Annotated in this window: 23 protein-coding genes; 11 read left to right on the top strand and 12 right to left on the bottom strand. The window is 61.1% G+C overall.

Annotation, left to right across the window (positions count from 1 at the left end; genetic code table 11):
* The first annotated feature begins 1,721 nt into the window (after nt 1-1,721).
* Nucleotides 1,722-2,918 (top strand): DNA-binding protein, encoded by a 1,197-nt coding sequence (locus JYK05_RS19570; RefSeq protein WP_206469009.1) that lies wholly within the window; start codon nt 1,722-1,724, stop codon nt 2,916-2,918.
* 50 nt (nt 2,919-2,968) lie between these two features.
* On the opposite strand, the gene JYK05_RS19565 is transcribed toward JYK05_RS19570, so the two are convergent.
* Nucleotides 2,969-3,982 (bottom strand): tyrosine-type recombinase/integrase, encoded by a 1,014-nt coding sequence (locus JYK05_RS19565; RefSeq protein ID WP_206469008.1) that lies wholly within the window; start codon nt 3,980-3,982, stop codon nt 2,969-2,971.
* Nucleotides 3,983-4,155: 173 nt separating this feature from the next.
* The gene (locus JYK05_RS19560) at nt 4,156-4,512 is read right to left on the bottom strand and encodes a DUF2471 family protein (protein WP_206469006.1); all 357 of its coding nucleotides are present in this window, start codon (nt 4,510-4,512) and stop codon (nt 4,156-4,158) included.
* A 251-nt stretch (nt 4,513-4,763) separates the two neighbouring features.
* Between JYK05_RS19560 and JYK05_RS19555 the strand changes: the two genes are divergently transcribed.
* On the top strand, nt 4,764-4,952 hold the full coding sequence (locus tag JYK05_RS19555; protein WP_206469004.1) for a CsbD family protein: 189 nt from the start codon (nt 4,764-4,766) through the stop codon (nt 4,950-4,952).
* Between the two features lie 118 nt (nt 4,953-5,070).
* On the opposite strand, the gene JYK05_RS19550 is transcribed toward JYK05_RS19555, so the two are convergent.
* A complete protein-coding gene (locus tag JYK05_RS19550) occupies nt 5,071-5,673 on the bottom strand; it encodes a helix-turn-helix domain-containing protein (protein WP_175940811.1) in 603 nt (200 codons plus the stop codon).
* 132 nt (nt 5,674-5,805) lie between these two features.
* On the opposite strand from JYK05_RS19550, the gene JYK05_RS19545 reads away from it, so the two are divergent.
* Complete coding sequence (locus JYK05_RS19545; protein WP_206469003.1) at nt 5,806-7,008, top strand: glycine C-acetyltransferase; 1,203 nt, start codon at nt 5,806-5,808, stop codon at nt 7,006-7,008.
* Between the two features lie 98 nt (nt 7,009-7,106).
* A complete protein-coding gene (tdh, locus tag JYK05_RS19540) occupies nt 7,107-8,138 on the top strand; it encodes an L-threonine 3-dehydrogenase (protein ID WP_206469001.1) in 1,032 nt (343 codons plus the stop codon).
* Between the two features lie 8 nt (nt 8,139-8,146).
* Here tdh and JYK05_RS19535 read toward each other — a convergent pair whose 3' ends face one another.
* Entirely contained in the window at nt 8,147-8,776 is a 630-nt protein-coding gene (locus JYK05_RS19535; protein WP_206469693.1) for a YceI family protein, read from the bottom strand.
* 222 nt (nt 8,777-8,998) lie between these two features.
* Here JYK05_RS19535 and JYK05_RS19530 point away from each other — a divergent pair, with 222 nt between their 5' ends.
* Entirely contained in the window at nt 8,999-9,463 is a 465-nt protein-coding gene (locus tag JYK05_RS19530; RefSeq protein WP_206469691.1) for a hypothetical protein, read from the top strand.
* An 807-nt stretch (nt 9,464-10,270) separates the two neighbouring features.
* Here JYK05_RS19530 and JYK05_RS19525 read toward each other — a convergent pair.
* The 6 genes from JYK05_RS19525 to catA all read right to left on the bottom strand — a co-directional run bounded on the left by JYK05_RS19525 (nt 10,271) and on the right by catA (nt 15,414).
* Nucleotides 10,271-10,669: a RidA family protein gene (locus tag JYK05_RS19525; protein WP_206468999.1), complete on the bottom strand. Its 399-nt coding sequence runs from the start codon at nt 10,667-10,669 to the stop codon at nt 10,271-10,273.
* Between the two features lie 35 nt (nt 10,670-10,704).
* Nucleotides 10,705-11,481: a benzoate diol dehydrogenase BenD gene (benD, locus tag JYK05_RS19520; protein ID WP_206468997.1), complete on the bottom strand. Its 777-nt coding sequence runs from the start codon at nt 11,479-11,481 to the stop codon at nt 10,705-10,707.
* Nucleotides 11,478-12,500: a benzoate 1,2-dioxygenase electron transfer component BenC gene (gene benC, locus JYK05_RS19515; RefSeq protein ID WP_206468995.1), complete on the bottom strand. Its 1,023-nt coding sequence runs from the start codon at nt 12,498-12,500 to the stop codon at nt 11,478-11,480. Before benC ends, benD begins: the two co-directional genes overlap by 4 nt.
* A gap of 36 nt (nt 12,501-12,536) precedes the next feature.
* Nucleotides 12,537-13,025: a benzoate 1,2-dioxygenase small subunit gene (gene benB, locus JYK05_RS19510; RefSeq protein WP_175940804.1), complete on the bottom strand. Its 489-nt coding sequence runs from the start codon at nt 13,023-13,025 to the stop codon at nt 12,537-12,539.
* On the bottom strand, nt 13,022-14,380 hold the full coding sequence (locus JYK05_RS19505; RefSeq protein WP_206468993.1) for a Rieske 2Fe-2S domain-containing protein: 1,359 nt from the start codon (nt 14,378-14,380) through the stop codon (nt 13,022-13,024). The genes benB and JYK05_RS19505 overlap by 4 nt, the downstream gene beginning before the upstream one ends.
* 98 nt (nt 14,381-14,478) lie before the next feature.
* On the bottom strand, nt 14,479-15,414 hold the full coding sequence (gene catA / locus JYK05_RS19500) for a catechol 1,2-dioxygenase (RefSeq protein ID WP_206468989.1): 936 nt from the start codon (nt 15,412-15,414) through the stop codon (nt 14,479-14,481).
* Nucleotides 15,415-15,586: 172 nt separating this feature from the next.
* On the opposite strand from catA, the gene JYK05_RS19495 reads away from it, so the two are divergent.
* The 6 genes from JYK05_RS19495 to JYK05_RS19470 all read left to right on the top strand — a co-directional run bounded on the left by JYK05_RS19495 (nt 15,587) and on the right by JYK05_RS19470 (nt 21,253).
* The gene (locus tag JYK05_RS19495; RefSeq protein WP_206468987.1) at nt 15,587-16,510 is read left to right on the top strand and encodes a LysR family transcriptional regulator; all 924 of its coding nucleotides are present in this window, start codon (nt 15,587-15,589) and stop codon (nt 16,508-16,510) included.
* Nucleotides 16,511-16,612: 102 nt separating this feature from the next.
* Complete coding sequence (locus JYK05_RS19490; RefSeq protein ID WP_206469689.1) at nt 16,613-17,740, top strand: muconate/chloromuconate family cycloisomerase; 1,128 nt, start codon at nt 16,613-16,615, stop codon at nt 17,738-17,740.
* A gap of 73 nt (nt 17,741-17,813) precedes the next feature.
* Entirely contained in the window at nt 17,814-18,092 is a 279-nt protein-coding gene (gene catC, locus JYK05_RS19485; RefSeq protein ID WP_206468985.1) for a muconolactone Delta-isomerase, read from the top strand.
* 873 nt (nt 18,093-18,965) lie between these two features.
* Nucleotides 18,966-19,628, top strand: coding sequence for a response regulator (locus tag JYK05_RS19480; protein ID WP_175940799.1), 663 nt, complete (start codon nt 18,966-18,968; stop codon nt 19,626-19,628).
* The gene (locus tag JYK05_RS19475) at nt 19,625-21,004 is read left to right on the top strand and encodes an ATP-binding protein (protein WP_206468983.1); all 1,380 of its coding nucleotides are present in this window, start codon (nt 19,625-19,627) and stop codon (nt 21,002-21,004) included. The genes JYK05_RS19480 and JYK05_RS19475 overlap by 4 nt, the downstream gene beginning before the upstream one ends.
* 27 nt (nt 21,005-21,031) lie before the next feature.
* Nucleotides 21,032-21,253 carry a hypothetical protein gene (locus JYK05_RS19470; protein WP_206468981.1) on the top strand — a complete coding sequence of 74 codons (222 nt, stop codon included), beginning with the start codon at nt 21,032-21,034 and terminating at the stop codon, nt 21,251-21,253.
* A 47-nt stretch (nt 21,254-21,300) separates the two neighbouring features.
* Here JYK05_RS19470 and JYK05_RS19465 read toward each other — a convergent pair whose 3' ends face one another.
* Together JYK05_RS19465 and JYK05_RS19460 are read right to left on the bottom strand one after the other, a co-directional pair.
* Nucleotides 21,301-22,224 carry a LysR family transcriptional regulator gene (locus JYK05_RS19465; protein WP_206468980.1) on the bottom strand — a complete coding sequence of 308 codons (924 nt, stop codon included), beginning with the start codon at nt 22,222-22,224 and terminating at the stop codon, nt 21,301-21,303.
* A gap of 95 nt (nt 22,225-22,319) precedes the next feature.
* Complete coding sequence (locus tag JYK05_RS19460; protein WP_206468979.1) at nt 22,320-23,726, bottom strand: MFS transporter; 1,407 nt, start codon at nt 23,724-23,726, stop codon at nt 22,320-22,322.
* Nucleotides 23,727-23,918: the final 192 nt, after the last annotated feature.

The following is a 23,918-nucleotide window of genomic DNA, read 5'->3' as shown; positions in this document are numbered from 1 at the left end:
ACAGGTATCAGATTCAGTATTGCGGCAAGCATAACGGGCGCGGTGATTCGCGTCTACCGGGTGCGTTCACCCTTGAATGGTGATCGAGGTTGCAGCTCGGCGACTCACTGCGGTGCGCTCCTGAAAAGGCTCACCACTCACCGGTTGTCGCTAGCGGACGCGTCCAGCGCCCGCGCGGGTAAACGGACCGCTGTGTTTTTAGCCCACGGCCTTGGTGTACGGCAAGGTTCCCGAAAACACTCACCTTAAAAAGATCTCGTTACAAAGACACGGTGTAGCGCACGCGAGACACCGGAAGGTCGTCCGATTTTTTTGCGCAGTGCGTCCTTGCAGCACGTGGCGCAGGCCGGTGCCGCGGTCATCGCGAAGCTCCTCCAATAAGGACAGCAGTCGATACCGTCCCGCCGTAAGCGCTGTGGCGGCTAGTAGTCGCTGTTGGGCAAACTTAGCGGCAGTCGCTCCCGCAAAGCCTCACCTTTACGCGCGAGGTAAGTCATCGACCGGCTCTCGCAACTGCCGCGCATGCTGGAACTGGGGGCGCCGAGTCCCGAAACCTCTCACCTTGCCGACGCGGGACATGCAAATTGGCTCCTGAAAAAACTCACCTGAGGCGTCCCGCAAGCACTCACCTCTGAGATTAGCGCGGCTGCAAGGCACGCAAGAAAGGCGGCTTCAGAAGAATGCGTTGTCCTTTAACGTCGGGTGCTCCCGAAAATGCTCACTTTAGCAAGTGCTCGGACTCGCAGCCGAAGTAGAGGGCTTCCAGGCTTCCAACATACTTTACAGATGTGGTCTAAGTCGTTGATCAAACTACATAGTCTCTGCAGGACGTGCGCGGCGCGACCCAATATCCGCATATCCCGAATATTCTCACCCATCACGAGTGGGCCGTCTCAACGGACAATTCGCTCCTGAAAACCTTCACCTTTGGCCACTGCGCTTGTCCTTTGCGCTCCCGCAAAGGCTCACCTCGGATGGTGCGGACACGTCTTTGGCCTCTACAAGCCGGCTCTCGCTCCTGTATTTGCTCACCTTGCAGGACGAATTTGGCCCGTAAACGCTCACCAAAGGGAAAAAACTACACAAAAAGGTACAGCACGGATACTACTGGACGGCTCCTGCATCGTCTCACCGACGCGAACACACGGAAGTTCGGCCACCACGGCGCCATAAGGCGCTCAATGCCGTGCTATCCCGTATTCGCTCACCTATCAAAAGATTCGCTCCCCTGAAGCCGCTCACTATGTGTCCTGCTTCTCCTCACTGAGCCTCCCGAAGCCGACCACCCATGACACCCGTAGAGACTCACCATGTATCCCGCAAACGCTCACCGAGACGGCCGGAGAGCCTTGCTCCACAAGGGTTTGCAGAGGCGTTAACTGTTTCAACAAGGGTTCAAGGGTGTTTACTTCTAATACTCTCAAAGCTGCGCGCTTGAATGCAGAAGATCGCCCCAACGTCATTGCTCAAGGACTGGTTTTTCGTACGAAACATCTGTGGAACAGTGCGTTTTCTCTCGCGATCACCCTAAACCGTGTCAAATCATGATGTTAGAAGAACATCCTCATCATGTTTCACAACGAATGGTCTACAATAGCCAGCATTGCGTACTCGAAACGCACGGCGGGCAGCAAAATAACCGCGTTTCTGCAACCCAAGTCGCTTGTTGTAACGCCTGAAACGTAAAACGTGACAGGCATAACATGTCTAGTTGAGGATCAATGGACTCGCACCTGCGCGACACCGTTCGCCAAGAGCTAGAGAGAATGCGTTCAGCCGGCGCCCGTCGCCACGAACTCTCCCAGCACGCTTGCCGACGATTATTCTTCGACCTCGGCATCCGTCCTTCGGTTACGACCGTTCGAGATCTGACGCAGGTCGGGAGTGCCACCGACATCCCGCGAGACATCGACGCGTTTTGGGAAACCGTGCGCTCGAGTGTTCGCGTGCGTGTCGAGGCAGGCGGCATCCCGCAGGCACTTCAGGAACGCGCGGGCGAATTGTTGGCGGAGCTTTTCGACGAAGCCAGGCGGCAAGCGGCCGCTACGTTCGACGATGAACGCTCGCGAGTGGATGCGATGACTCGGCATACTGCAGCGAGCGCGCACGAAGCAGAGATTCGCTGCGAAGCGATGGAGCAGGCACGCCAAGCTGCCGAGAGTCGAGTCGAATCGGCCGCGGCGCGCATAGCGTCGCTCGAATCCGAAGTAAGCCGGCTGCGCCAGCGCGAGCTTGAGATTCAAGAAGAACTTCGCAACGCAATTGCGCGGTCCCAGGCTGAGAACTCGGCTCTTGCGGAGCGTCTTGCGACAGAGCAATCCCAAACGGCGCGTCTGCGCGACCGGCTAGATGAGCTTCAAGACGAATTGCGCAGCAACACAGAACGTTACGCGCAGCAGATCAACGACGCCGTAAAGGACGCAGAGCGCCGCGTCAAGCCGATGCTTGTCGAACTCGATAGCCTAAGAGGTGTCGCCGCGACCTATCAGGCGAGCATCCGCGAAGCCGGCCGCAAGGAGTTCGAATTCATTCAACAGCTTAGTGTCGCGCGCAGTCGTGCCGATCGCCTGGAGTCGCAGGTACGCGCGCAGTCCGACGAGATCGACGCACTCACGCGCGAGCGTGACGCCCACCGGGTGCGGGCTCGCATGAGCACGGAAGTCGGCGAATTGCTCGCGTCGCTGGTCGCGGAAGGACGGCTCGCGGACGAAGAGATCGCTGCCCTCGGAACGCAAGCCGATCCGTATGTGGCCGTGCCGGGGGCCTGCCCCGGCTGCGAAGACGGAGAGCCTGAATTGCAGTTGCACGAGGACGAATACGAGTTGTGTTGTCCCAAATGCGAGCGAACGTCCGGGCCGGCCTCGTCGAAATTGTCGGCGTTGTATGGCTTCCGCCATGCCTCGAAAGTTCGCGCCTGATGGCGCACCGGCTCGTCCGAGCGATAAGGTGAGCGTTTTCGGGAGCGTCGTCAGAGTCCCGTGATGCCTGCCTCGTCGCTCGAACCGGCACGGGCCTGAGCAATATCGCGCTCCCGTATTTGCTCACCCATCCAATCCTGCCATGCCCGGTGCAGCCGATGCACCGAGATCATCTGCTGAAAACCTAGCCACTGGCCAACGCGCTCGGGCTCGACGCCTTCGTCGAACAGCTCGGCCGCGTAGGAGTTGCGAAGCGTCTGGGGGCTGGCTCGCGCGACGCGAGACGCTGCGATGCCCGACGCAGCGACGACCGCATCGATGGCGCGTAGCATCGTCGCCTTGTGCATCGGCCGGCCGGACGGCGCCGCGGGAAAGAGCAGTTCGCCCTCCAGCCCGGCTGCTCGGCGCTCGGTGATCCAGCCGTCCAGCAACTCGACGGCGAACGGCGCAAGGCGCGCCTGGCGGATCAAAAGCGGATTTGATGCATCGACTGTTATGTAAGGCGCGCCAGGCGCATAGCAATCGACGGTTAACTGCGCCGCCTCGCCGGTTTTCACCCCTGCGCCCAAAAAGGCGGCAACCAGTGCTCGGTCGCGTTGTTCACGCCACCGCTGTCCGGCAGGCAGCGCGCCCAAAGGCGAAAACAGATGCGCGATCAGCAAGGCGCGCTCGTCGTGCGTCAGAAAGCCGGTCGGCTCGTTGTCGCGGGCTTTGCGCCAGGCTGCATCGCCGTCCTGCGCGATGAACCGCGCGGGATTGGTCCCCGCGGCCTCGATTTCCCGCACGTGATCGAGCACGCGTTCGATCAAACGCAAGTAGCGCATCCGCTGCGGACGCCGAATGTCGAGCTGCGAGACGAACTGTTCAATGACGGGCCGTTGCACCGTATGGAGCGTCGCCCGTTTCGCCTGGAGCCATTCGAGGAAGTTGCCCCATTGCGCGCGATAAACGTCGGCCGAAGACGCACGGAATTCTTGTTGAGCAAGCCATGCGTCGAAGGCAGCGTGCGGGTCGGCCTGCCAGTCCGCGCGCTGTTGGTCGAAGAGATCGGTGGTAGTCGGCATTGTGTTCGAAGGGCGATATGACGCTGTTCGCTTTAGAGAAAGAGTCGGGCCTCGCGCGGCGGGCGTCAACCATCCACTGTATCGAACCCTGCGCGCGCTCGCTGCGCCCATATGCTCATCGGCGAAGTCAGGCTTTGGCACGACCTTGGACGGCGATCCGTAGCCTCGCCCAATCAATGGCCCGCGAGGGCTAGTCGCGGCTGGCCTTGCCGCGCAGCGCACTCGTACGCGTCGACGGCGAAGCCGAAGACTGCCGGCAAAGCGTCGGACGACGCGACGTCCACTACGTCGTCAGTTTCTGGATAGGCAAAGTTGTCGGGGCGCGCGAACAATTCACGCAGCGCGGCTTCGTGACGCCCCGCAAACCCGAGGTCTGCAACTGCCTCGGCTTCGATGGCGTGCAAGAGGCGCCACGTCAACGGCACGCCCTTGTCGATGTAGCGAGCCGCTATCTGCCGCGTGATGCTTTCCAGGTCGCGCACGGCCCGCTCGAACTGTTTTTTGCTCAGATGTTCGCCGTTTGACTCCATGTTGTCACCTCTCGCACCGGTCGTCGCACTGTATAAATATACAGTATCCTCGCGCCTGAAAATAGCGTCGCGCCGTTCTCACTCGGTGTATGTGCGATTCCGCCTACGCGTTGTTCAGACATCCGCGGCTGCCGAAAGGTGGTGAGATAGCGCATCCTAAATTGGCGCTCGGAGCAGAGCTCTGTAGCCGCACATCAGTTTCTGCGATGAGCATCGAGACTGTTTCCCGCTGAACCTCAAGGAGAAAAGCGATGAACAAGGACCAAGTTAAGGGCGTCGGCGAACAAGTGAAGGGGAAGATCAACGAAGTAGTCGGCAAGGCTACTGACGATCCCGCGCAAGAAGCGAAGGGCGACATGCAACAGGTCGCCGGCAAGATTCAGAAGGGAGCGGGCGATGTCCGCGAAGACCTGAAGGACAGCGTGCGGAAGAACCCTTAATCCAAGTTTCCGGCCATCACGGTGTTTTGATGCGGGGCGTCCACTGAACGCCCCGCGTCGCGTGGTCCGCACGGCGACAGAACTTGATGCGCATAAAGTCAGCGAGCCCCCTCTTTTATCAGCCATGAATCACGACTAGCAACGCCTTCGCTTCCGAGCGCCCCGCGTTGCGAATCGCGTGACTGTCGTCCGCTGCATAACGCGCGGTCTCGCCTGTCTTAAGACGACGCGTCAGCGCGGCTACTTCCACTTCGATCGTTCCGTTCAAAACCGTCAAATGCTCGCGCGTGCCTGGCTCGTGAGCGTTGGAGCGGAGCGCCGCGCCGGCCTGCAACGTGAGCTCGTACCACTCGAACTTGCCCGCGAGTTCTATCGGCCCCCAGACGCGTAATTGATAGCCACCGTTGTCACCGCTCAAGGTCGGTATGTCGTGCGGGCTCGCGACCCGGATCGCCTCCGCAGGACGTTGTTGCGCGAATAACTGGTCCAAGCTGATGCCAAGCGCGTTTGTCAGCCGCCATGCTACTGCGATAGTCGGGTTCGCTCTGTCCCGCTCGATCTCTGACAGCATCGACTTCGATACGCCCGCCGCGCGCGACAGATCGTCGAGCGTCAGCTTTCTTTCGTTGCGCAGCCGTTGAATGTACTCGCCGACCCGCGGCGGCACAGGTCCGGCCGCCGTTGATTCGGCGGCCGTCGGTTCTGAGCGCGAACTTGCCATGACGCCATTCTTCCCTTAGAGTGTTCTCCATATTGGAATTTCGTTCGAAATATCGAACGCGTCCAATGCGATGTTTCGACTATAGCAGGGCTAAACGACCGCGTGCGTACGCGGATGCAACCGGACCACGCCATGAGAGACCGATATTTGTCCTACCTGCGCGACGTCATCGACGATATTCGCGCTGCGGGCTTCTACAAGAACGAGCGCGTCATTGCGAGTCCGCAGTCGCCGGAGATCCGCCTCGCGGATGGACGGGTCGTCCTCAACTTCTGCGCGAATAATTACCTGGGGCTTGCAGATGATCCGCGTCTGATCGAAGCAGCCAAAGCGGGCCTCGACGCCGACGGCTTCGGCATGGCGTCGGTGCGCTTCATTTGCGGCACGCAGACCGTGCACCGGTCGCTGGAAAACGCCATTGCGCAGTTCCTTCGAACCGACGACGCGATTCTCTATTCGAGTTGCTTCGATGCCAACGGCGGCCTGTTCGAGACGCTGCTGAGCGAAGAAGACGCCATCATCAGCGATGAACTGAATCACGCCAGCATCATCGACGGCGTGCGGCTTTCGAAAGCGCGACGCCTGCGCTACAAGAACAACGATCTGTCGGATCTCGAGGCGCGTTTGAGAGAAGCCGAGGCCGCCGGCGCACGCTACAAGCTGATCGCTACCGACGGCGTGTTCTCGATGGACGGCATCATCGCGAATCTCGCGGGTATCTGCGATCTCGCCGACCGCTACGGCGCGCTCGTCATGGTTGACGATTCGCACGCGGTCGGATTCATAGGCGAGAAAGGACGCGGCACGCCCGAGCACTGCGGCGTGTTGGATCGCGTCGATATCATCACCGGCACGCTCGGGAAGGCGCTCGGCGGCGCTTCCGGCGGTTACATCGCGGCTCACAAGGAGATTGTCGAACTGCTGCGCCAGCGGAGCCGGCCGTATCTGTTCTCCAATACGCTTGCGCCCAGCATCGCGGCGGCGTCGCTGGAAGTGTTGAACCTGCTTGACAGCGATGAAGGTGCGACGCTCCGCTCGCGCGTGCGCGAGAACGGGGCTCGCTTCCGTCACGCGATGTCTTCTCTCGGTTTCGATCTCGTGGCGGGCGAGCATCCGATCATTCCCGTCATGCTCGGCGATGCGCAGCTCGCCTCTCGGATGGCCGACGCACTTCTCGAAGAAGGTGTGTACGTGATCGGCTTTTCATATCCAGTGGTGCCACGGGGACGTGCCCGCATTCGCACGCAGATGAGCGCGGCGCATACGCCAGACCAGATCGATCGCGCGGTGGCGGCTTTCGCTCGTGTGGGAGGGTCGCTTGGCGTGATCCGGTGAGCGTGTCACTCAGCCGGCGCAGAGCTTTATGCGCATAAAGGGCCATCGCTCGCCCCGCACGCGAAAACCGCAACGACAACCGTCAGGATCAACAGCACATGAAAGCTCTAGCCAAACTCGAACGCGCGCCTGGCCTCACGTTGACCCGCGTAAAGCGTCCGGAGGTCGGCCATAACGACGTTCTCATCCGTATTCGCAAGACGGCGATCTGCGGTACGGACATCCATATCTGGAAGTGGGACCACTGGGCGCAAAAGACGGTGCCGGTGCCAATGCATGTAGGCCACGAATACGTCGGCGAGATCGTCGAGATGGGACAAGAAGTGCGCGGCTTTGCGATCGGCGATCGGGTGTCGGGCGAAGGTCACATCACATGTGGCTTCTGCCGCAATTGCCGCGCGGGACGACGCCACCTGTGCCGCAACACGGTCGGCGTGGGTGTCAACCGTGAAGGCGCCTTCGCCGAATATCTCGTGATTCCGGCGTTCAACGCTTTCAAGATCCCGGCCGGCATTTCTGACGACCTCGCCGCCATCTTCGACCCTTTCGGCAACGCCACGCATACCGCCCTGTCGTTCAACCTCGTCGGCGAGGACGTGCTCATCACCGGCGCGGGTCCGATCGGCGTGATGGCGGCTGCCATTGCCCGGCACGTCGGCGCGCGGAACGTCGTGATTACTGACGTCAACGACTATCGGCTCGAACTCGCGCGCAAGATGGGCGCGACGCGTACCGTCAACGTCGCCCAAGAGGATTTGCGCGGCGTCATGCGCGAGCTCGGCATGACCGAAGGGTTCGACATCGGTCTGGAGATGTCCGGCGTGCCGAGCGCCTTCACGGGCATGCTCGAAGCGATGAATCATGGGGGCAAGATCGCGCTGCTTGGCATTCCGCCCGCGCAAACGGCTATCGACTGGAATCAGGTCATCTTCAAGGGACTCGAGATCAAAGGCATCTATGGGCGAGAGATGTTCGAGACCTGGTACAAGATGGTCGCGATGCTGCAAAGCGGGCTCGATCTCTCGCCCATCCTTACGCACACCTTTTCCGTCGACGATTACGAGCAGGCGTTCGCGACCATGCTCTCCGGCAACAGCGGCAAAGTCGTGCTCGACTGGACTGCGGCCTGACCTCCGAGTTATTCCTTCTGCTTTCCGAACTCCGCCTGAATGGCGACGTGGACATTGTCGCCGACTGCGGGAAACCAGGTCCTCAGGCCGAACGCCGCGCGGCTGAAATGCCCGTCGGCGGAGAACCCGAGCGTTTCCTGTTTCGTCAGCGGGTTCACCGCGTGGCCGTTGAACGTGACAGTCAGCTTTACCGGCCGTGTCACGCCGCGAATGGTCAAGTCGCCGGTGAGTGTGCCGGTGTCATCACCCGTACGTTCGAATGTCGTGCTCTGAAAAGCGATGTTCGGATACCGCGCTGCGTCGAACATGTCGGGTCCCTTCAGCATCCGGTCGAGCAGCGGCACATTCGTATCGACGCTCGACGCGTCGATAGTCGCCTCAACGCGACTCGCCGCGATTCCGCCACCGTTCCAGTTTAGGCGCGCCGAAACTTTGTCGAAGCGCATAACGAATCGCGAGTAATGAAAGTGATCGACGTCGAAGCTCACGTTCCAATGGTGCGGATCCAGCTCATACAATCCGACCGGAACGCTCGCCTCGTTCGCCGAAACGTAGTGCGTCACGACCTTAAACGCCGTGCATCCGCATAGCAGCGCAACCGCGCAGATCATCGTCAAATAGTGCCTCGCAGCGTGCATCATGAACTCACTCCCGTAAGACCGTCATTTGCAATCAGAAATACAACGGCCGCCACGCCGATTTCGTCCGCGCACACGAAAATCACGCGATTCATGTAGAGTTCGCGTCGATTCTCATCTCAAAAAGGCGCCATGGCCACGCGCGATGGCGGATAAAACATGCGCTCCTTGCGGCACCGCCTTTACCCGCTCCGTTCTCGCTGGTTCATTGTCGCGCTGCTGATGGTGTCAGCCGCGTTCGCGTGGGCGCCGCCTGCGAACGCGGCATGGTGTGACGACGGGCTCTGGATCGACGCAATGGTCGGCTCTCACCACTTTCACCCGGACAAGCACTTCGAGCAATTCAATCCGGGAATTGGCGCGGAGTGCTGGCTCGCGCCGCAGTGGGCCGTAACGGGCGGCTATTTTCGTAACTCGCTGTCGAAACCGTCGTTTTATGGCGGCGGCGTCTGGGCGCCCGAATTCCTCCATTGGGGCTTTGTGCGGCTTGCGGCAATGGGCGGCCTGATTTCCGGCTATGACTACGGCCGCTGGGGCATCGGACACGATCACATGATCGGCCCCGTGGCCGCGCCGCTGGTGATGGTGGACTATAAGCGCGTCGGCGCGAACTTCATTCTGATCCCGCCGATTCCGTCCAGCGACCTGCCGTTCACTATCGGGTTTCAGCTTCGAGTGAAGTTCTGATACGTGTCGGATGACATCCAAGTTCCGAGCAAGTTTGGAGAGGCGTTGTTTGAACAGCATCGACCATCTCGGTGAGCGCAGACAGTCGTTCCCGCCTCAAAGAAACAGCCGCAAAACTCCGGCTTCTTACTAGTCGAACGTCAATCAAGAAGCGGTGGATCGCACCGCTTGCTATCGACATACCGCGCCGGCCTTACGTCAGCGTGTTGGCGCGGCGCGCGAAGACTGCAGTTCGGCTCCCGCATATGCTCACCTTTCGATCGTATGGCTCGGTCCCACCGTGTGCTCGGCTCTCGCGCAGAACAATTTAGACCTCCGAACATTGCGTAGGTGAGCATTTCCGGGACCGCATGCTAGCGACCTTAAATAGCACCTATGCTCCTCGACTCGGAGGTCGCGATTCACTTTGTTTTGCGGGATTGCGTCACCGCTGGCGCGTTCTTCGAAACGCGGCGGTTGCGCGACGCTCCGAGCTGGTCACCTTTGCTCAACGGATGAGGAATCGCGTCTATGCTTCAACAGCTCGAAAACTGCAAGGGGTCGCATGCCGAGCTACCAGCGATCGACCGCACTTATAACGCTCGAGCTTTGTCGATAGTCGGACTTGTCGATCGCATCGAGTAAGCAGAGTGTCGACGAACAAGCACGACCCGACGGACTCTAAGTCTTCTAATGCGGAAGAATTCGCGCGGTCTCCGGTTCTATAAGCCGAAGCCTTTTGTCCGTAGTCGACTCTTTCCCTTTGCGATATCCCCTCCGACCCGCAGCAAGAGACCGGCTCCGTCTTGAGATTCGTGCGGTAAACGTTCAATCAGCCAACACGGCAATAGCCTTGATTTCGATGACGTATCCGGCGGCGCCACCCAGCATGTGTGCGCCCACAGCGGTCCATGCAGGCAAGGGATGCGTGTTGAGATACCGGTCACGCACTTCCATGAACAACGGAAGGTCGCGCATGTCCGTGTGAAACGTGGTGACATCGACGATGTCGGCAAGCGTGCCGCCGGCAGCTTCGAGCACTGCCTTCAAGTTCTCGAACGCTTGCACAATCTGCGCTTCGCGTTCTGCCACCAGCTTCATGCTGGCATCCCGGCCAATTTGGCCTGAGACATAGACCGTGTTCGCGACCTTCACAGCAGGCGCGTAGCGAATCTTCTCGTACACCGCTTCCATCCCAGCGGGGACAATGGCTTTGCGTTCACTCATCGAGGCGTCTCCGATATCGTTATTCATTCGCGGCTTTAGCCGTTGTCTCCACCAGCAACCGGCAACACGGCACCTGTGATGTAACCTGCCTCGTCCGAGGCAAGGAACAGAATGGGCGCAATCTGCTCCTCGAGCGTTCCGTAACGCTTAAAGAACGTCGACTCAGTGACCTGCTTCACCGCTTCGGCCATCCACGTCTTCTCTTGCTCGCTGTCGCCGGCAAGATTGCGGGGCACGCGTCGCGGAGGCGCTTGCGTTCCACCGGGCGCCGCAGCGACGACACGGATGTTGTGCTCGCCGTACTCCATCGCGAGCGACTGAGTCATCGCATTCACTCCGCCCTTGGCGGCGGAATACGGCACGCGGCGGATCCCGCGCGTGGCGTTCGACGAGACATTCACAATCGTTCCGCCACCTTGCGCTAGCATGTGCGGCAGCACGGCGTGACACGCATACAAAGTGGGCATCAGCGAGCGGCGAATCTCGGCATCGATCTGTGCCGGCTCGAATTCGGCGAACGGCCGCATGCGAATCGCACCACCCACTCCGTTGACCAGAATGTCGACCCGACCGAACTTCCGCACGGCAAAGTCGATGGCAGCGGCCGCGCCTTCGTAAGTTTCCAAGTCCGCGACGAAGCCGGCGGTATCCGCGCCGGTCGCCTCGGCTGCGACCTCGGAGACGAAGTCGGCGCGGTCGACGAACACCACTTTCGCGCCTTCCGCAGCCGCACGCAGCGCCACGCCACGACCGATTCCCTGCGCGGCTCCCGTGACGACCATCACTTTTCCTTCGAACCTGCGCTCGTTCATGACATCACCGGCGCAACGTTAGGCGTGAACTTTTCGTAGTGGAAGCTATTCGGCTTCACGCCACTGTCGTCGAAGTACTTGCGTACGGCGTCGACCATCGGCGGAGGGCCGCAAAGATAAACGTCGATATCTCCGTCGTTCAGACATTCAGCGGGCACATGCTGGGTCACCCAGCCTTTGCGTGGATGGCTGGATTCCGGATCCGCAACGACAGTACTGAAAGTGAAGTTCGCAAGCTTCTCCGTGTACGCCTGGATCGCCTGCACCAGCACCAGGTCCAGGTCTCGCGTTACACCGTAGATGAGGTGTACCTTCTGCTGCGAGTTCGCGCGAACGAGTACTTCGAGCATCGACAGGAAAGGGGCGAGTCCTGTTCCGCCCGCCAGGAATAGCAGCGGTCGCTCGACAGCGCGCAGATAGAAAACTCCCATCGGTCCGGTCATCTGCACCGTGTTCCCCGGCTGAGCAGATTCGAGCCAGGTGCTCATCACGCCACCCGGGATCTTCTTAATCAAGAAGCTGATTTTTGATGCGCCTGGCGTCGATAAGAACGAGTACGAGCGATGCTGACCGGTTCCCGGCACGTCAATATTGACGTACTGACCGGCCAGGAAAACGGGCGGAACGCCGTCCACGTCAAGCTCGAGTACAACGGCTGCGTCGTTGTGCTGCTCTACCTTCGTGACCGTCGCGGAGAACTTGTTATGTTCCGTTTTGCACGAGGTCGACGATGCCGGGACCGCAATGACGCAATCGCTCTGCGGCACCATCTGGCAGGTGAGCACGAGACCGCTGTCCTTTTCGTCGTCGGTCAGCGCGTCCTCGATGTAGTCATCACCGAGGTCGTAACTGCCGCTCTCGGCGCGGCACTTACAGGTGCCGCATACGCCATCGGAGCAATCCATCGGCAGATTTATTTTGGCGCGAAACGCGGCATCGAGGACCTTCTCGCCGGCTTTACATTCGACGAAGCGAGTCACTCCGTCTTCAAAGTTCAGTGCGATGTTGTAGCTGGACATGTTGCCTCCTACTTCATTTCTCTACCGGCAGCACACTCAGACGTGGTAGACGTCGAGCACTTGCCGGATGTAGTCGTTCTTCAACGCAATCTTCTTGCGGGAGATCAGCAGACGGTCGTCGACTTTCCGAAACGTGACGTAGATGGTGCCGAAGAACTGGTCGGTGATCTTGTATCGATGGTTGAGCGTGTTGAAGTTGTATCGGACGTCGACTTCGTTGTCGCGTTCGGCCAGCACTTCCACATTCGTCACGTTGTGGCTCGTGCGCGGTTCCGGCATGGACGCGCCGCTTCGCTCGGTTTTGATGCGGAAGACGCGGTCTTCTAAACCACCACGGTCCGGGTAATACATGAGCGAAATCTGGCTCTGCGGGTCCTCGGTGAGTTTGTCGTCGTCGTCCCAGGCCGGCATCCAGTACGTCACGTCCTCGGTATAGCAGTCGAGCCACTCGTCCCACTGCCGGTCATCCAGGAAACGCGCCTCTTGATAGAGCGCATTGCAGATTTTCTGGTACTCGAAGCTCATACCGTTGCCTCCGCCTGTTCCTTTTGAAGTGCTTGCCGCATGACCTTTGCCCAGTACTCGTGTTGCACGACAAACAGACCTTCGTCTTCGCTGCGCTCACCCGAGATGAGCGGATTCAGGCCCATACCCTTTGCGTTCTCATCGGGTCCGTGGACCCACAGCGGCGCACCGCGCGACATGTCATTCCACATGGACGTGGTGGGACCGTAACCGGCCTGGCAAGCACGAAACTCTTCCAGATCGTCGCTCGTGCCCATGCCCGAAACGTTGAAGAAGTCTTCGTATTGACGGATGCGAACGGCGCGGTTTTCTGCGCTTTCTCCCTTCGGCGCGAAGCAGAAAATGCTGACCTCTGTCTTGTCGACGCTGATCGGACGGACCACGCGAATCTGTGTGCTGAACTGGTCCATCAGGAACACGTTCGGATACAGGCAAAGATTGCGCGTTTGATTGACGATGTAGTTAGCCTTCTCTTCGCCCACGCGTGCTGCGATTTCGTCGCGATGTTGATAGACCGGACGGACCTCTGGGTTCATCGTTCTGGTCCACAAGAGAATATGGCCGTGTTCGAAGCCATAAACGCCAGCGACAGATTTGCTCCAGCTGTTCGCATCGACCGCTTTCGTGCCCTCGACCTTGCGCCGACCCATGGTCGCGGCGTAGTTCCAGTGAACGGTGCTGACGTGATAGCCGTCGCAGCCGTTTTCCATCTGCAACTTCCAGTTGCCCTCGTAGATGTATGACGAGTTGCCACGCAACACTTCGAGTCCGTCCGTCGCCTGTTCGACGATTTGGTCGATGATGACCTTGGTCTCGCCGAGATAGTCTTCGAGCGGCAAGACGTCTTCGCTGAGGCTGCCGAACAGGAAGCCCCGGTAGTTTTGGAAGCGCGCGACTTTCTTCAGGTCGTGCGAGCCTTGCTTGTTGAATTGCACGGGATATTCGGTCGTCTTCTCGTCCTTCACCTTCAGCAGCTTGCCGGCGTTCGAGAACGTCCAGCCGTGGAACGGGCACGTGAAGCTGCCCTTGTTGCCGTGTTTGCGACGGCAGAGCATCGCGCCCTTATGCGCGCACGCATTGATGACCGCGTGCAATTCGCCGGCTTTGTCCCGAGTGATGACAATCGGCTGACGACCGATATACGTGGTGTAGTAGTCGTTGTTGTTCGGGATCTGGCTTTCGTGCGCGAGATAGACCCAGTTGCTCTCGAAGATGTGCTTCATCTCGAGTTCATACAGGTCGGGATTCGTGAAAATGTCGCGGCGGCAACGGAAGACACCATTTTCGTTATCGTCCTGAACAGCATTGCTGAGCAAATCGTCCAGTTGTCGCGCTTTATCGATAGTTGCAGACATGAGTCGTCTCCCTGCGGGCTTCTCGTTGAAGCCCGCAGTATCGGTTCAGATGGGTAGTGCGCAGAGGTGGCGGCCTGAGGGCGGCCGCCAACGAGCAGTTACGCTGTGACGGCGACGCGCGGACGATTCACCAGTTGGTTGTCCTTGCCTTGCACGAGCGGAGTCAACGTGAAGTTGAACTCGATTTCCTTGTATGCGTCGTTCTTGAGACCGAGCGCGAGGCCGCCGGTTTTGTCGACTACGTGCGGCACGAGCTCTTCGCGCGTTGCGTAAGCGAAGTCATCCCAAATCAGCGGGTCGCCTTCGATGTTGATTTGCGTCGTGAGCTTGCGTGTGTTGTCGCTGGTCACGAAGAAGTGCACATGCGCCGGGCGATTACCATGACGGGCAATGGCGTTGAGCAACTGCTGCGTCGCGCCGTTAGGCGGGCAGCCGTAGCCCACAGGCATGAGCGTACGGAATTCATACTTGCCGTCAGCGCCGGTTCTTACCGCGCCGCGAAGATTGAAGTCGTCCTGCGCGCCCGTCGGGTCGAAGTGCGAGTAAAAGCCCTTGGAGTTCGCGTGCCAGCACTCGACAACTGCGTCCGCCACAGGCTTCCCATCCGGTCCGGTCACCGTGCCTCGGATAACCAGCGGACCCGCGTCTTCATCCGCGTTGATGTCGATCTTCGAGACGCTATCGCGCACAGGAGCGCCAGCAACGTACAGCGGCCCTTCGATAGTGCGCGGCGTCCCGCCGTGAATGTCGGCTTCGCGGTCTTCCGCATCCATGCGGATATCCAGATACTTTTCGAGACCCAGGCCAGCGGCCAACAGGGCGGCCTCGCCGTCTTGACCGAGCTTATTGAAATAGTTGACGCCGGCCCAGATTTCGTCGGGCGTCATGTCGAGGTCGTCGATGGCCTTAAACAGGTCGCTCAGCAGGCGATGGACGATTTGCTTGGCGCGCGCATTGCCATCGTCACGGCCCAGGTTCGCGGCGGCTTTCAGCAGGTCTCGTACTTCCGGGGTGTCGAACACTTTGACGCTCATGTCTGCTCCTGAATCTCTCTATCAGTCGGGTTAACCCTCGCCTTTCGCCTGGCCTTCTATGTTTAGAAGGTATAATTGGCCGTCGGAATAGCGTGTGAATGCAGGATAGTGGACAGATTACCCCTCGGTCCAACACTGTTTTAGTATCGGGCTATATCTGGGAGGTATAGAGATGGAGATGCGACATTTGCGGTATTTCGTCGCCGTCGCGGAAGAGAAAAACTTCACACGCGCCGCTCAGCGATTGAATATCGCGCAGCCTCCGTTGAGCCGCCAAATACAGCAGCTCGAAGAGACGCTTGGCGTTCAGCTTCTGGAGCGCAACTCGCGGCCATTGAAGCTCACCGAGACGGGGAAATTCTTCTACAGCCACGCGTCGCAGTTGCTGGCTCAAACGGCCGAACTCGAATCGATGACGAGGCGGGTGGGCAACATCGAGCGCAGTCTTTCCGTCGGTTTCGTCGGTTCGACGCTCTATGGCTTGCTTCCGAAAATCATCCGGCGCTTTCGCGACGAGAACCCGACTGTAGAACTGAGTCTTCACGAGATGTCGACGATGGATCAGCTCCGTGCGCTCAAGGAAGGACGGATCGACGTCGGATTCGGCCGCATCAGGAACGAAGATGCGAACATCCGCCGGGTCGTGCTGCGGGAAGAGAAGTTGATTGCCGCACTCCCTTTCGGGCATCCGCTGTCGACCGCGAAACCTGTCATCGCGCTACGTGACCTGCTCAACGAGACCCTGATCATCTTCCCCAAGGCGCCTCGCCCGAGCTACGCGGACCAGGTACTGGCGGCATTCGACGAGCGCGGCCTCAAGCCTCGGCGCATTTACGAGGTGCGCGAACTCCAGATTGCCCTGGGTCTCGTCGCAGCAGGAGAAGGGGTGTCCGTGGTTCCCAGTAGCGTCTATGGATTGAAGCGGGACGATGTCAGCTATATGGAACTCGACGACCCGACGCTTGTATCGCCCATCATCATGAGCACGCGAGCAATGGACGAATCCCGGGACCTGCGCGAGATCCTCGAGCTCATTTATCGCCTTTACGAAGAGCATCACATCCCCTACGTCCCGCGTGTCGAAAGGGGGCGGTAGTCGTCATACCCGACGAGTATGGCATTAGACGTGCAAGGTGTTGGACACACGGTGTTTTGCCGGTCAATACTGGAGCAACCACTCCACTTTGCCGCTCCAGGTATGAACGCCCACATTACATCCGTCGAAGCGATTCTGGTCGACCTGCCGACCATTCGCGCGCATCAGCTATCCATGGCGACCATGCAGCAACAGACCATGGTCATCATCCGTCTACGCTCGAGCGACGGCATCGAGGGCATTGGTGAAGCCACGACCATCGGTGGACTCTCGTACGGCGAGGAATCTCCGGAAGGCATCAAGCTGACCATCGACACCTATCTGGCGCCAGCGTTGATCGGTCAGGACGCGGCCAACATCAACGCCGCCATGCTCAAGCTCAACAAGGTCGCCCGAGGCAACCGGTTCGCGAAGTCAGGCATTGAAACGGCATTGCTGGACGCACAGGGCAAGCGCCTAGGTGTTCCCGTGTCAGCGCTTCTCGGTGGCTCGGCCCGCGAGACGCTTCCGGTGCTGTGGACGCTCGCCAGCGGCGACACCCACCGCGACATTGAAGAAGCGGAGATGTTTCTCGCCGAACGCCGCCACAACGTCTTCAAGTTGAAGATCGGCCGCCGAAGCGTGCGCGATGACGTGGCTCACGTGTCGAAAATCAAGGCAGCACTGGGTGACCGGGCTAAGGTCACTGTCGACGTGAATCAGGCATGGAACGAAGTCGATGCTGCGCTAGGCATCGAAGCGCTCGAGGCTGCGGGTATCGACCTCATCGAGCAGCCCACGCCTCGCGAGCAACGCGGCGCGCTTGCGCGACTGGCTGCGCGCTTCGTCGTGCCGATCATGGCCGATGAAGCCGTCACCGGGCCGGAGGACGCGCTCGACCTGGTGCGAGGCGCGTGCGCCGATGTCTTCGCGCTCAAGATCGCGAAGTCGGGCGGCATCTACGGCATGATGCGCACGGCTGCCATCGCCGACGCGGCGGGCGTGCTGCTCTATGGCGGGACGATGCTCGAGGGCAGCATCGGCTCTATTGCATCCGCGCACGGCTTCAGCGCGCTCCCGCAATTGGCATGGGGTACCGAACTATTCGGACCGCTGTTGCTCAAGGATGACATCGTGACCGCCCGTCCGCAGTATCGTGACTTCGACCTGCATCTTCCGGAAGGACCGGGCCTGGGCTTGCACATCGACGAAGACAAGCTGGCGTTCTACCGCCGCGACAAGAAGGCTTAAGCGCGCGTCAACAAGAACATCGACATGACGCTCCTTTTCGCTTGCAACGGGAGTGTCCCCCTCAGGAGGAAACATGCTGTATCTCGTAAGAATGGACGTGCGTCTGCCGCACGATATGCCGGCGGCACAGGCCGATGAGATCAAAGCACGCGAGAAAGCTTACTCGCAGGAACTGCAGCGATCCGGAAAGTGGCAGCAGTTGCACCGCGTCGTTGGCGAGTACGCGAACTACAGTGTCTTTGATGTCGACTCGCACGACGAATTGCACACCATCTTGTCGGCGCTGCCCTTGTTCCCGTATATGACGATGCAAGTCACGCCGCTTGCACGGCATCCGTCGTCGATTCGTTGAGGGCACCCGTTGCCGCCATGAGTCGGAGCACGAGCGGTCTGTATCAGCAATTGCCTGTTCGCCGCGCATCTTAATGCCTTCGTGGCAGTGCTAGCTCGGCGTGGCTCTATTGGCATCGTGCAGGACGAGGGTGATGGACAAGCATCGCGACTGCCTCGGATTCGAGCTTCGCGGGACTCGGCTCCGCGTTTTGGGGAATCGTTCCCGGAACGGCGCCGCACGTTGTTCTCCGACGAACTGTCAGCACGCGTCGACGGAAGGTGTGCCTTCCTCGCGCTTACTGGCGCGTTTCGCGGGAAAGGGGAGAAAGGCTGCTCCCGAAAAACCTCACCTGAGCCACGCGCAGAAGCCCGCCAGCGGGCGGTTCCTCCACGTGATTCCCGAAAACTCTCACCTCAAGCAGGCCGGAGCGCGCGCCGGACAAAAAAAGAGCCCGGCCAAGAGCCGGGCTCGAACCGGACCGGGCGAGTTCCGAGTCACGCCCGACCGCGTGGACTTCTCGCCGACAGCGCGCCGCGACGACGGCAGCAGCCGCGGCACGACGGCTTTCGGCAGATTGCAGTTGGACGAGCCGCGCAGCATCGTCCGTAAACCGCGTCGGATACGAGCGTCGCGAAGCCTGTGCGCCCGCCGCGCCCGCGCGACGCGCATCCGCAGACCGCGCGGCATAGCTCCAAAAGCACCGCATGCGCGCCGCAAAACGAGAACGGTCGCTCGCACCCAAGAAGCGCGCGTGCACGGTTTGCGGCGCGCCTGGCGGTATAGTGCGGGCTGGTTGCTTATGCGATCCTTAAGTCCGGCGTGCCGGGCGTTAAGTGGCGCTTAAGCAAGACGCAAGGAGAATGGCCGCGACGTCAAAGCTTGGGGAAGGGCATGCGCCTGCTTTTGGTAGAGGACGACGAAATGATCGCCGAGACGGTGCTGGCCGCGTTGCGCCGCTCCAGCTACACCGTGGACTGGGCGCAGGATGGCCGCGCGGCCGAGTTGTCGCTCGGCAACGACGTGTACGACCTCGTGTTGCTGGATCTCACCTTGCCGAAGCGCGACGGCCTCGATCTGCTCGGCGTCTACCGCAAGAACGGCGGCCATGCGCCGGTCATGATTCTCACGGCGCGCGACGCGGTGGATGACCGCATTCGTGGCCTCGACGCCGGCGCGGACGACTATCTGCTCAAGCCCTTCGATCTCGACGAACTCGCCGCCCGCGTGCGCGCGCTGCTGCGCCGCCGCACGGGCCATACGCAACTCGTGTACACGCACGGCGACTTGTCGCTCGATCCTGCCGCGCACGAAGCGTCGAAGGGCGGCGTCGCGCTGAATCTCGTGCCGCGCGAATTCGCGCTGCTTCAGGCGTTGATCGAGGAGCCGTCGCGCGTATTCCGCCGCTCGGAGCTGGAAGAGAAACTCTATGGATGGGGCGAGGAAGTGGGCAGCAACGCGATCGAAGTCCACGTGCACAGCCTGCGGCGCAAGATCGGCGCCGAGCAGATCGTGACCGTGCGCGGCGTAGGCTATCGGCTGAAGAGGATCGGATGAACTCCATCCGGCGCTGGCTGCTCGGCTGGCTCATCTGCGGACTCGCCGCGGCGTGTCTGCTCGCGGGTTACGGCATCTTTCACATGGCGCAGCTGGAGGCGGGCGAACTGTTCGACTACGAACTGCGCACCGTCGCGGTCTCGCTGCCGGGCAACATCACTGCGTCGGATGTCGCGGAGGGACGCAGCCACGACCTCGTAGGCATCGCCGACGACCGGCTCGTCATCGACATCTGGGACAAAACCGGGCGGCTCATCTATCACTCGCCGCATGAACCCGCGCTGCCGCGTTTCGGCGACGGCTTCCGCTCCGCCGAGCGCGAAGGCTACCGCTGGCGCGCGTTCGGCATGACCTTGCCGGATCGCTTCGTGCAAGTGGCGCAGCCGTACTTCGTGCGCGAGGACATGGCCATTTCGCTCGCGCTGCGCACCATCTGGCCGCTCGCGCTGTTGATACCGGTCATCGTGGTGATCGTGCTCGTGGTTGTGGCGCGCGGTCTCGCGCCGGTGCGCTGGCTCTCGCGGTCGCTCGCCGCGCGTTCGCCGGAATCGGTTGCGCCCGTGTCGCTTGCCGCGAGCACGCCCGTCGAACTGCGTCCGCTCGTCGATGCGCTGAACGGCCTGCTCACGCGTCTCAACGAGGCGGCGGAGGCACAGCGCACGTTCATCGCGGATGCCGCCCACGAACTGCGCACGCCGCTCACCGCGCTCAAATTGCAGATACAAGGCGCCATCAGCGACGGCTCGCTGAAAGTGGACGACGCGACGGTCGGCAAGATCGACGGGCGGCTGAACCGGCTGATCCATCTTGCGCAGCAGTTGCTGAGCATGGCACGCGAGGACGCGGCACGTGAGGCGGCCATCGCGCCGATGAGCCTGCGCACGCTATGCGAGACGCGGGTGTCGGACTTCTCGCTGATTGCGGAGGCGAAGTCGATCGACCTCGGCCTCGAACTGGAGGATGCGCGCAGCGAGGACGACGCGTTCGCGATTCTCGGCGACACGCATGCGCTCGCTGTGCTGCTCAACAATCTGCTCGATAACGCGATCCGCCACACGCCGCCCGGCGGACGCGTCGATGTGACGCTGCGCCGCGAGCCGAGCGGCATCGCGCTGACGGTCCTCGATACGGGCCCCGGCATTCCGCCCGACGAGATCGAGCGCGCGTGCGACCGCTTTTATCGCGGCGCGGGGACGCACGGGCAGGGCAGCGGGCTAGGGCTTGCCATTGCGTCGCGCGTGGCGCAGCGGCATCAGGCGACCTTGACTGTCGAGAACCGCGCGGGCGCGGGCGGGCTCGCGGTGTCGGTGCGCGGCTTGCGCGGCGTCGAAATGAAAGAGCAAACAACGGAGTGCGCTGCGGTGGCGGTGCGGTGAGGCTCTGAGCTTTCACGAGGCTCGACCATGATGAACCGCTGGTTTCGTATTGCTTTGCTGCTTATCGGCTTCGCATCGGCGCAGACTTCCCACGCCGACGATGCCGCCAGCGCGTCCGCCGCCTCCGAGCCTAAGACGCTGAAAGAACGGCTCGGCGACAAAGCCAGCGACGAGCAACGCGTCGACAATTGCAAGGTGCCGCCCGAGCGTCGCGGCGCGAAAGCGCGTCCGGATGCCTGCGCGCGCTGACCACGCCGCGCGATCAGCGCGACTTCGATAAACGCCGCGCACCGCAATCACCCGCCTGTCTCCGCCCCGGTCAACGCAATCACCATGTCGAGAAACGCCCGCGTCTTGGCCGGCGGATGATGCCGCGACGGATGAAACGCATAGAGCGGAAAGCGCTCGTCGGGCCAGTCCGGAAACAGGTCGATCAGCGCACCTTCCGCCATCAGATCCGCGTGACCGAGTTCGAGTATCTGCGCGATGCCGTACCCGGACAGGCACGCGTTCAGCATCGTGCCGGGATCGTTCAGCGTCAGATGCCCGCGCGTTGCGACGGTGAGCCGCTTCTTTTTCCGATGAAACTCCCACGGAAACGGCCGCCCCGTTTCCGGATCGCGGAATTCGATGCACGTGTGCGCGCCGCTCGCAAGCGCCTGCGGCGTCGCCGGCCGCCCGCAGCGCGCGATATACGAAGGCGCGGCCACCGTGCGCACCGGCGTATCCAGCAACTTGCGCGCGACGAGGCTCGAATTGCGCGGCTCGCCGAAGCGCACGGCGAGATCAAAGCCATCGGCGATCATGTCGCCCAGACGGTCGCGCGTGAGCAGTTCAAGTTCGAGTTCGGGATGCGCTTCCATGAACGCTTCGAGTTTCGGTCCGAGCAGGAGCCGCGAGAAGATCGGGTCGACGTTCACGCGCAGCCGCCCGCGCACCGCCGTCGCGCTGCCCGACGCAGTGGACGCCGCTTCCTCGAGGCCGATCAGATGCGGCATGACTTGTTCGAAGAAGCGGCGGCCGTCGTCGGTGAGCGAGACCGTGCGCGTCGTGCGGTCGAACAGGCGTATCTTGAGTCGCGCTTCCAGACGCGCGATGGCGCGGCTCACGCCCGGTTGCGACATGCCGAGCTTCTCGCCGGCTGCGGCAAACGTGCCCGCATCGACGATCGCCGCGAACACGCTGATGCCGTTCAGGATGCGCTCGTTGAACCCCGCCATTCATGCCTCCGCGTCATGCAAGAAGTGGCTCGCATGTTATCGCGAAGCAACAAAAAGGGCCCCGAAGGGCCCCGTGGAACACGCGCGTGTTCCGGTCAGGCGTGAGCCTTGGCCACTTTCTCGACGGCCATCGAATCGGCGCGCATGCGTTCGTATTCCTGCTCGCTCATCGGCACGGCGTCCTTCTTGCCGAGGTCGTCCAGACGCACGCGATACGTTTCGCGCGCCGACCACGCCGCAATCGACGCGATGATCGTCACGCCGAACGCCAGCGCGCCGACCGTGAGCGGAATGTTGGCCGATCCCGGCGGCGCGACCGCCGCGAAGAGCGCGGGCAGCAGCGCGGTAATCGTCGTGCCGATGTTCTGCGCAATCGCCATGGCCGACACGCGTGAACGCGTCGGGAACAGTTCGGGGAAGAAGCTCGGGAAGATCGCGTTATAGCCCTGATACACGACCCCCCACATCAACAGCGACATGACGATGGCGAGCGGCACGTTGCGAATGCTGATGGCATACAGATACGCGAACGACAAGAGACCCGCGAGCAGCGAACCGACGATCATCGGCATGCGGCGGCCAATCTTGTCGGACAGGTTGCCGACAAACGGAATCACCAGCACCGCGAGAATGTTGCCGACGACCGGAATCCACAGATACACGCTCTTCTGGAAGCCGATGCCGTACGAAGCCTGCACCGCATAGGCCGCGCCGAAGATGGTCGCGACGACCGGAATCACGTTCATGAGCGCCATGCAAACGACGCGGATCATGTCGGGCGTGCTGTTCGCAAAGGCTTCCTTGATCGGCGACTTCGGCAGCTCGCCGTGCGCGCCTTCCGCTGCGAACGCGGGCGTTTCGTGAACTTCGCGACGAATGATGTAGCCCGCGACCAGCACCAGTGCCGACAGCAGGAACGGCACGCGCCAGCCCCACGAATTGAACATGGACTCGGGCATGAAGGCGGCGAGCGGCAGGAAAACGGCAGCCGCGAGGATCTGGCCGGCCTGCACGCCCTGAAGCGTGAAGCTCGCGTAGTAGCCGCGTCGGCCGAACGGTGCGTGTTCCAGAATCATCGAGCTTGCGCCGGAAATCTCGCCGGCTACCGCGAAGCCTTGAATCAGCCGCAACACGACGAGCAGCGTGGGCGCCAGCATGCCGACACTGTGATACGTCGGCAAGAGACCGACCGCCATCGTCGAGAAGCCCATCAGGAACATGCAGATGAGCAGCACATTCTTGCGGCCGTGCGTGTCGCCCAGATGACCGAGCACGAACGCGCCGATCGGCCGCGCCACATAACCCACGCCGTACGTTGCGAGCGATGCGACGATCGCCACTTTCGGATTGCCCGACGGGAAGAACAGCTGCGGAAAGATGAGCGCCGCCGCCTGCGCGTAGATGAAGAAATCGTAGTACTCGAGCGCCGAGCCGATCCAGCCGCTCGCCGTCGCTTTTTTCGCCTGGCGGCCGCCGTGCGCCTCTTCCTTAGGGCTAGCCATAAAGTGTCTCCGAATGTTGGTTTAACGAGTGGTTACGCTACCGCCTGTGCGTTTCTTCTTACCTGCGTTTTCTGCCGATTCGCGCCGCCGCGTGGTCGGGCGGCGAGGCAATCGAGCCAGGCTCGCGAACATGTCCCTTACGAGTGAAACGAGCATAAGAGCGCAACCCCGAGCGGGCAACGATTTGTGATA

This window comes from Caballeronia sp. M1242 (genome assembly GCF_017220215.1).
Taxonomy (GTDB): Bacteria; Pseudomonadota; Gammaproteobacteria; order Burkholderiales; family Burkholderiaceae; genus Caballeronia.
The sequence above is the reverse complement of the archived record's forward strand: the minus strand, read 5'-3'. Positions and strand labels throughout refer to the sequence as shown.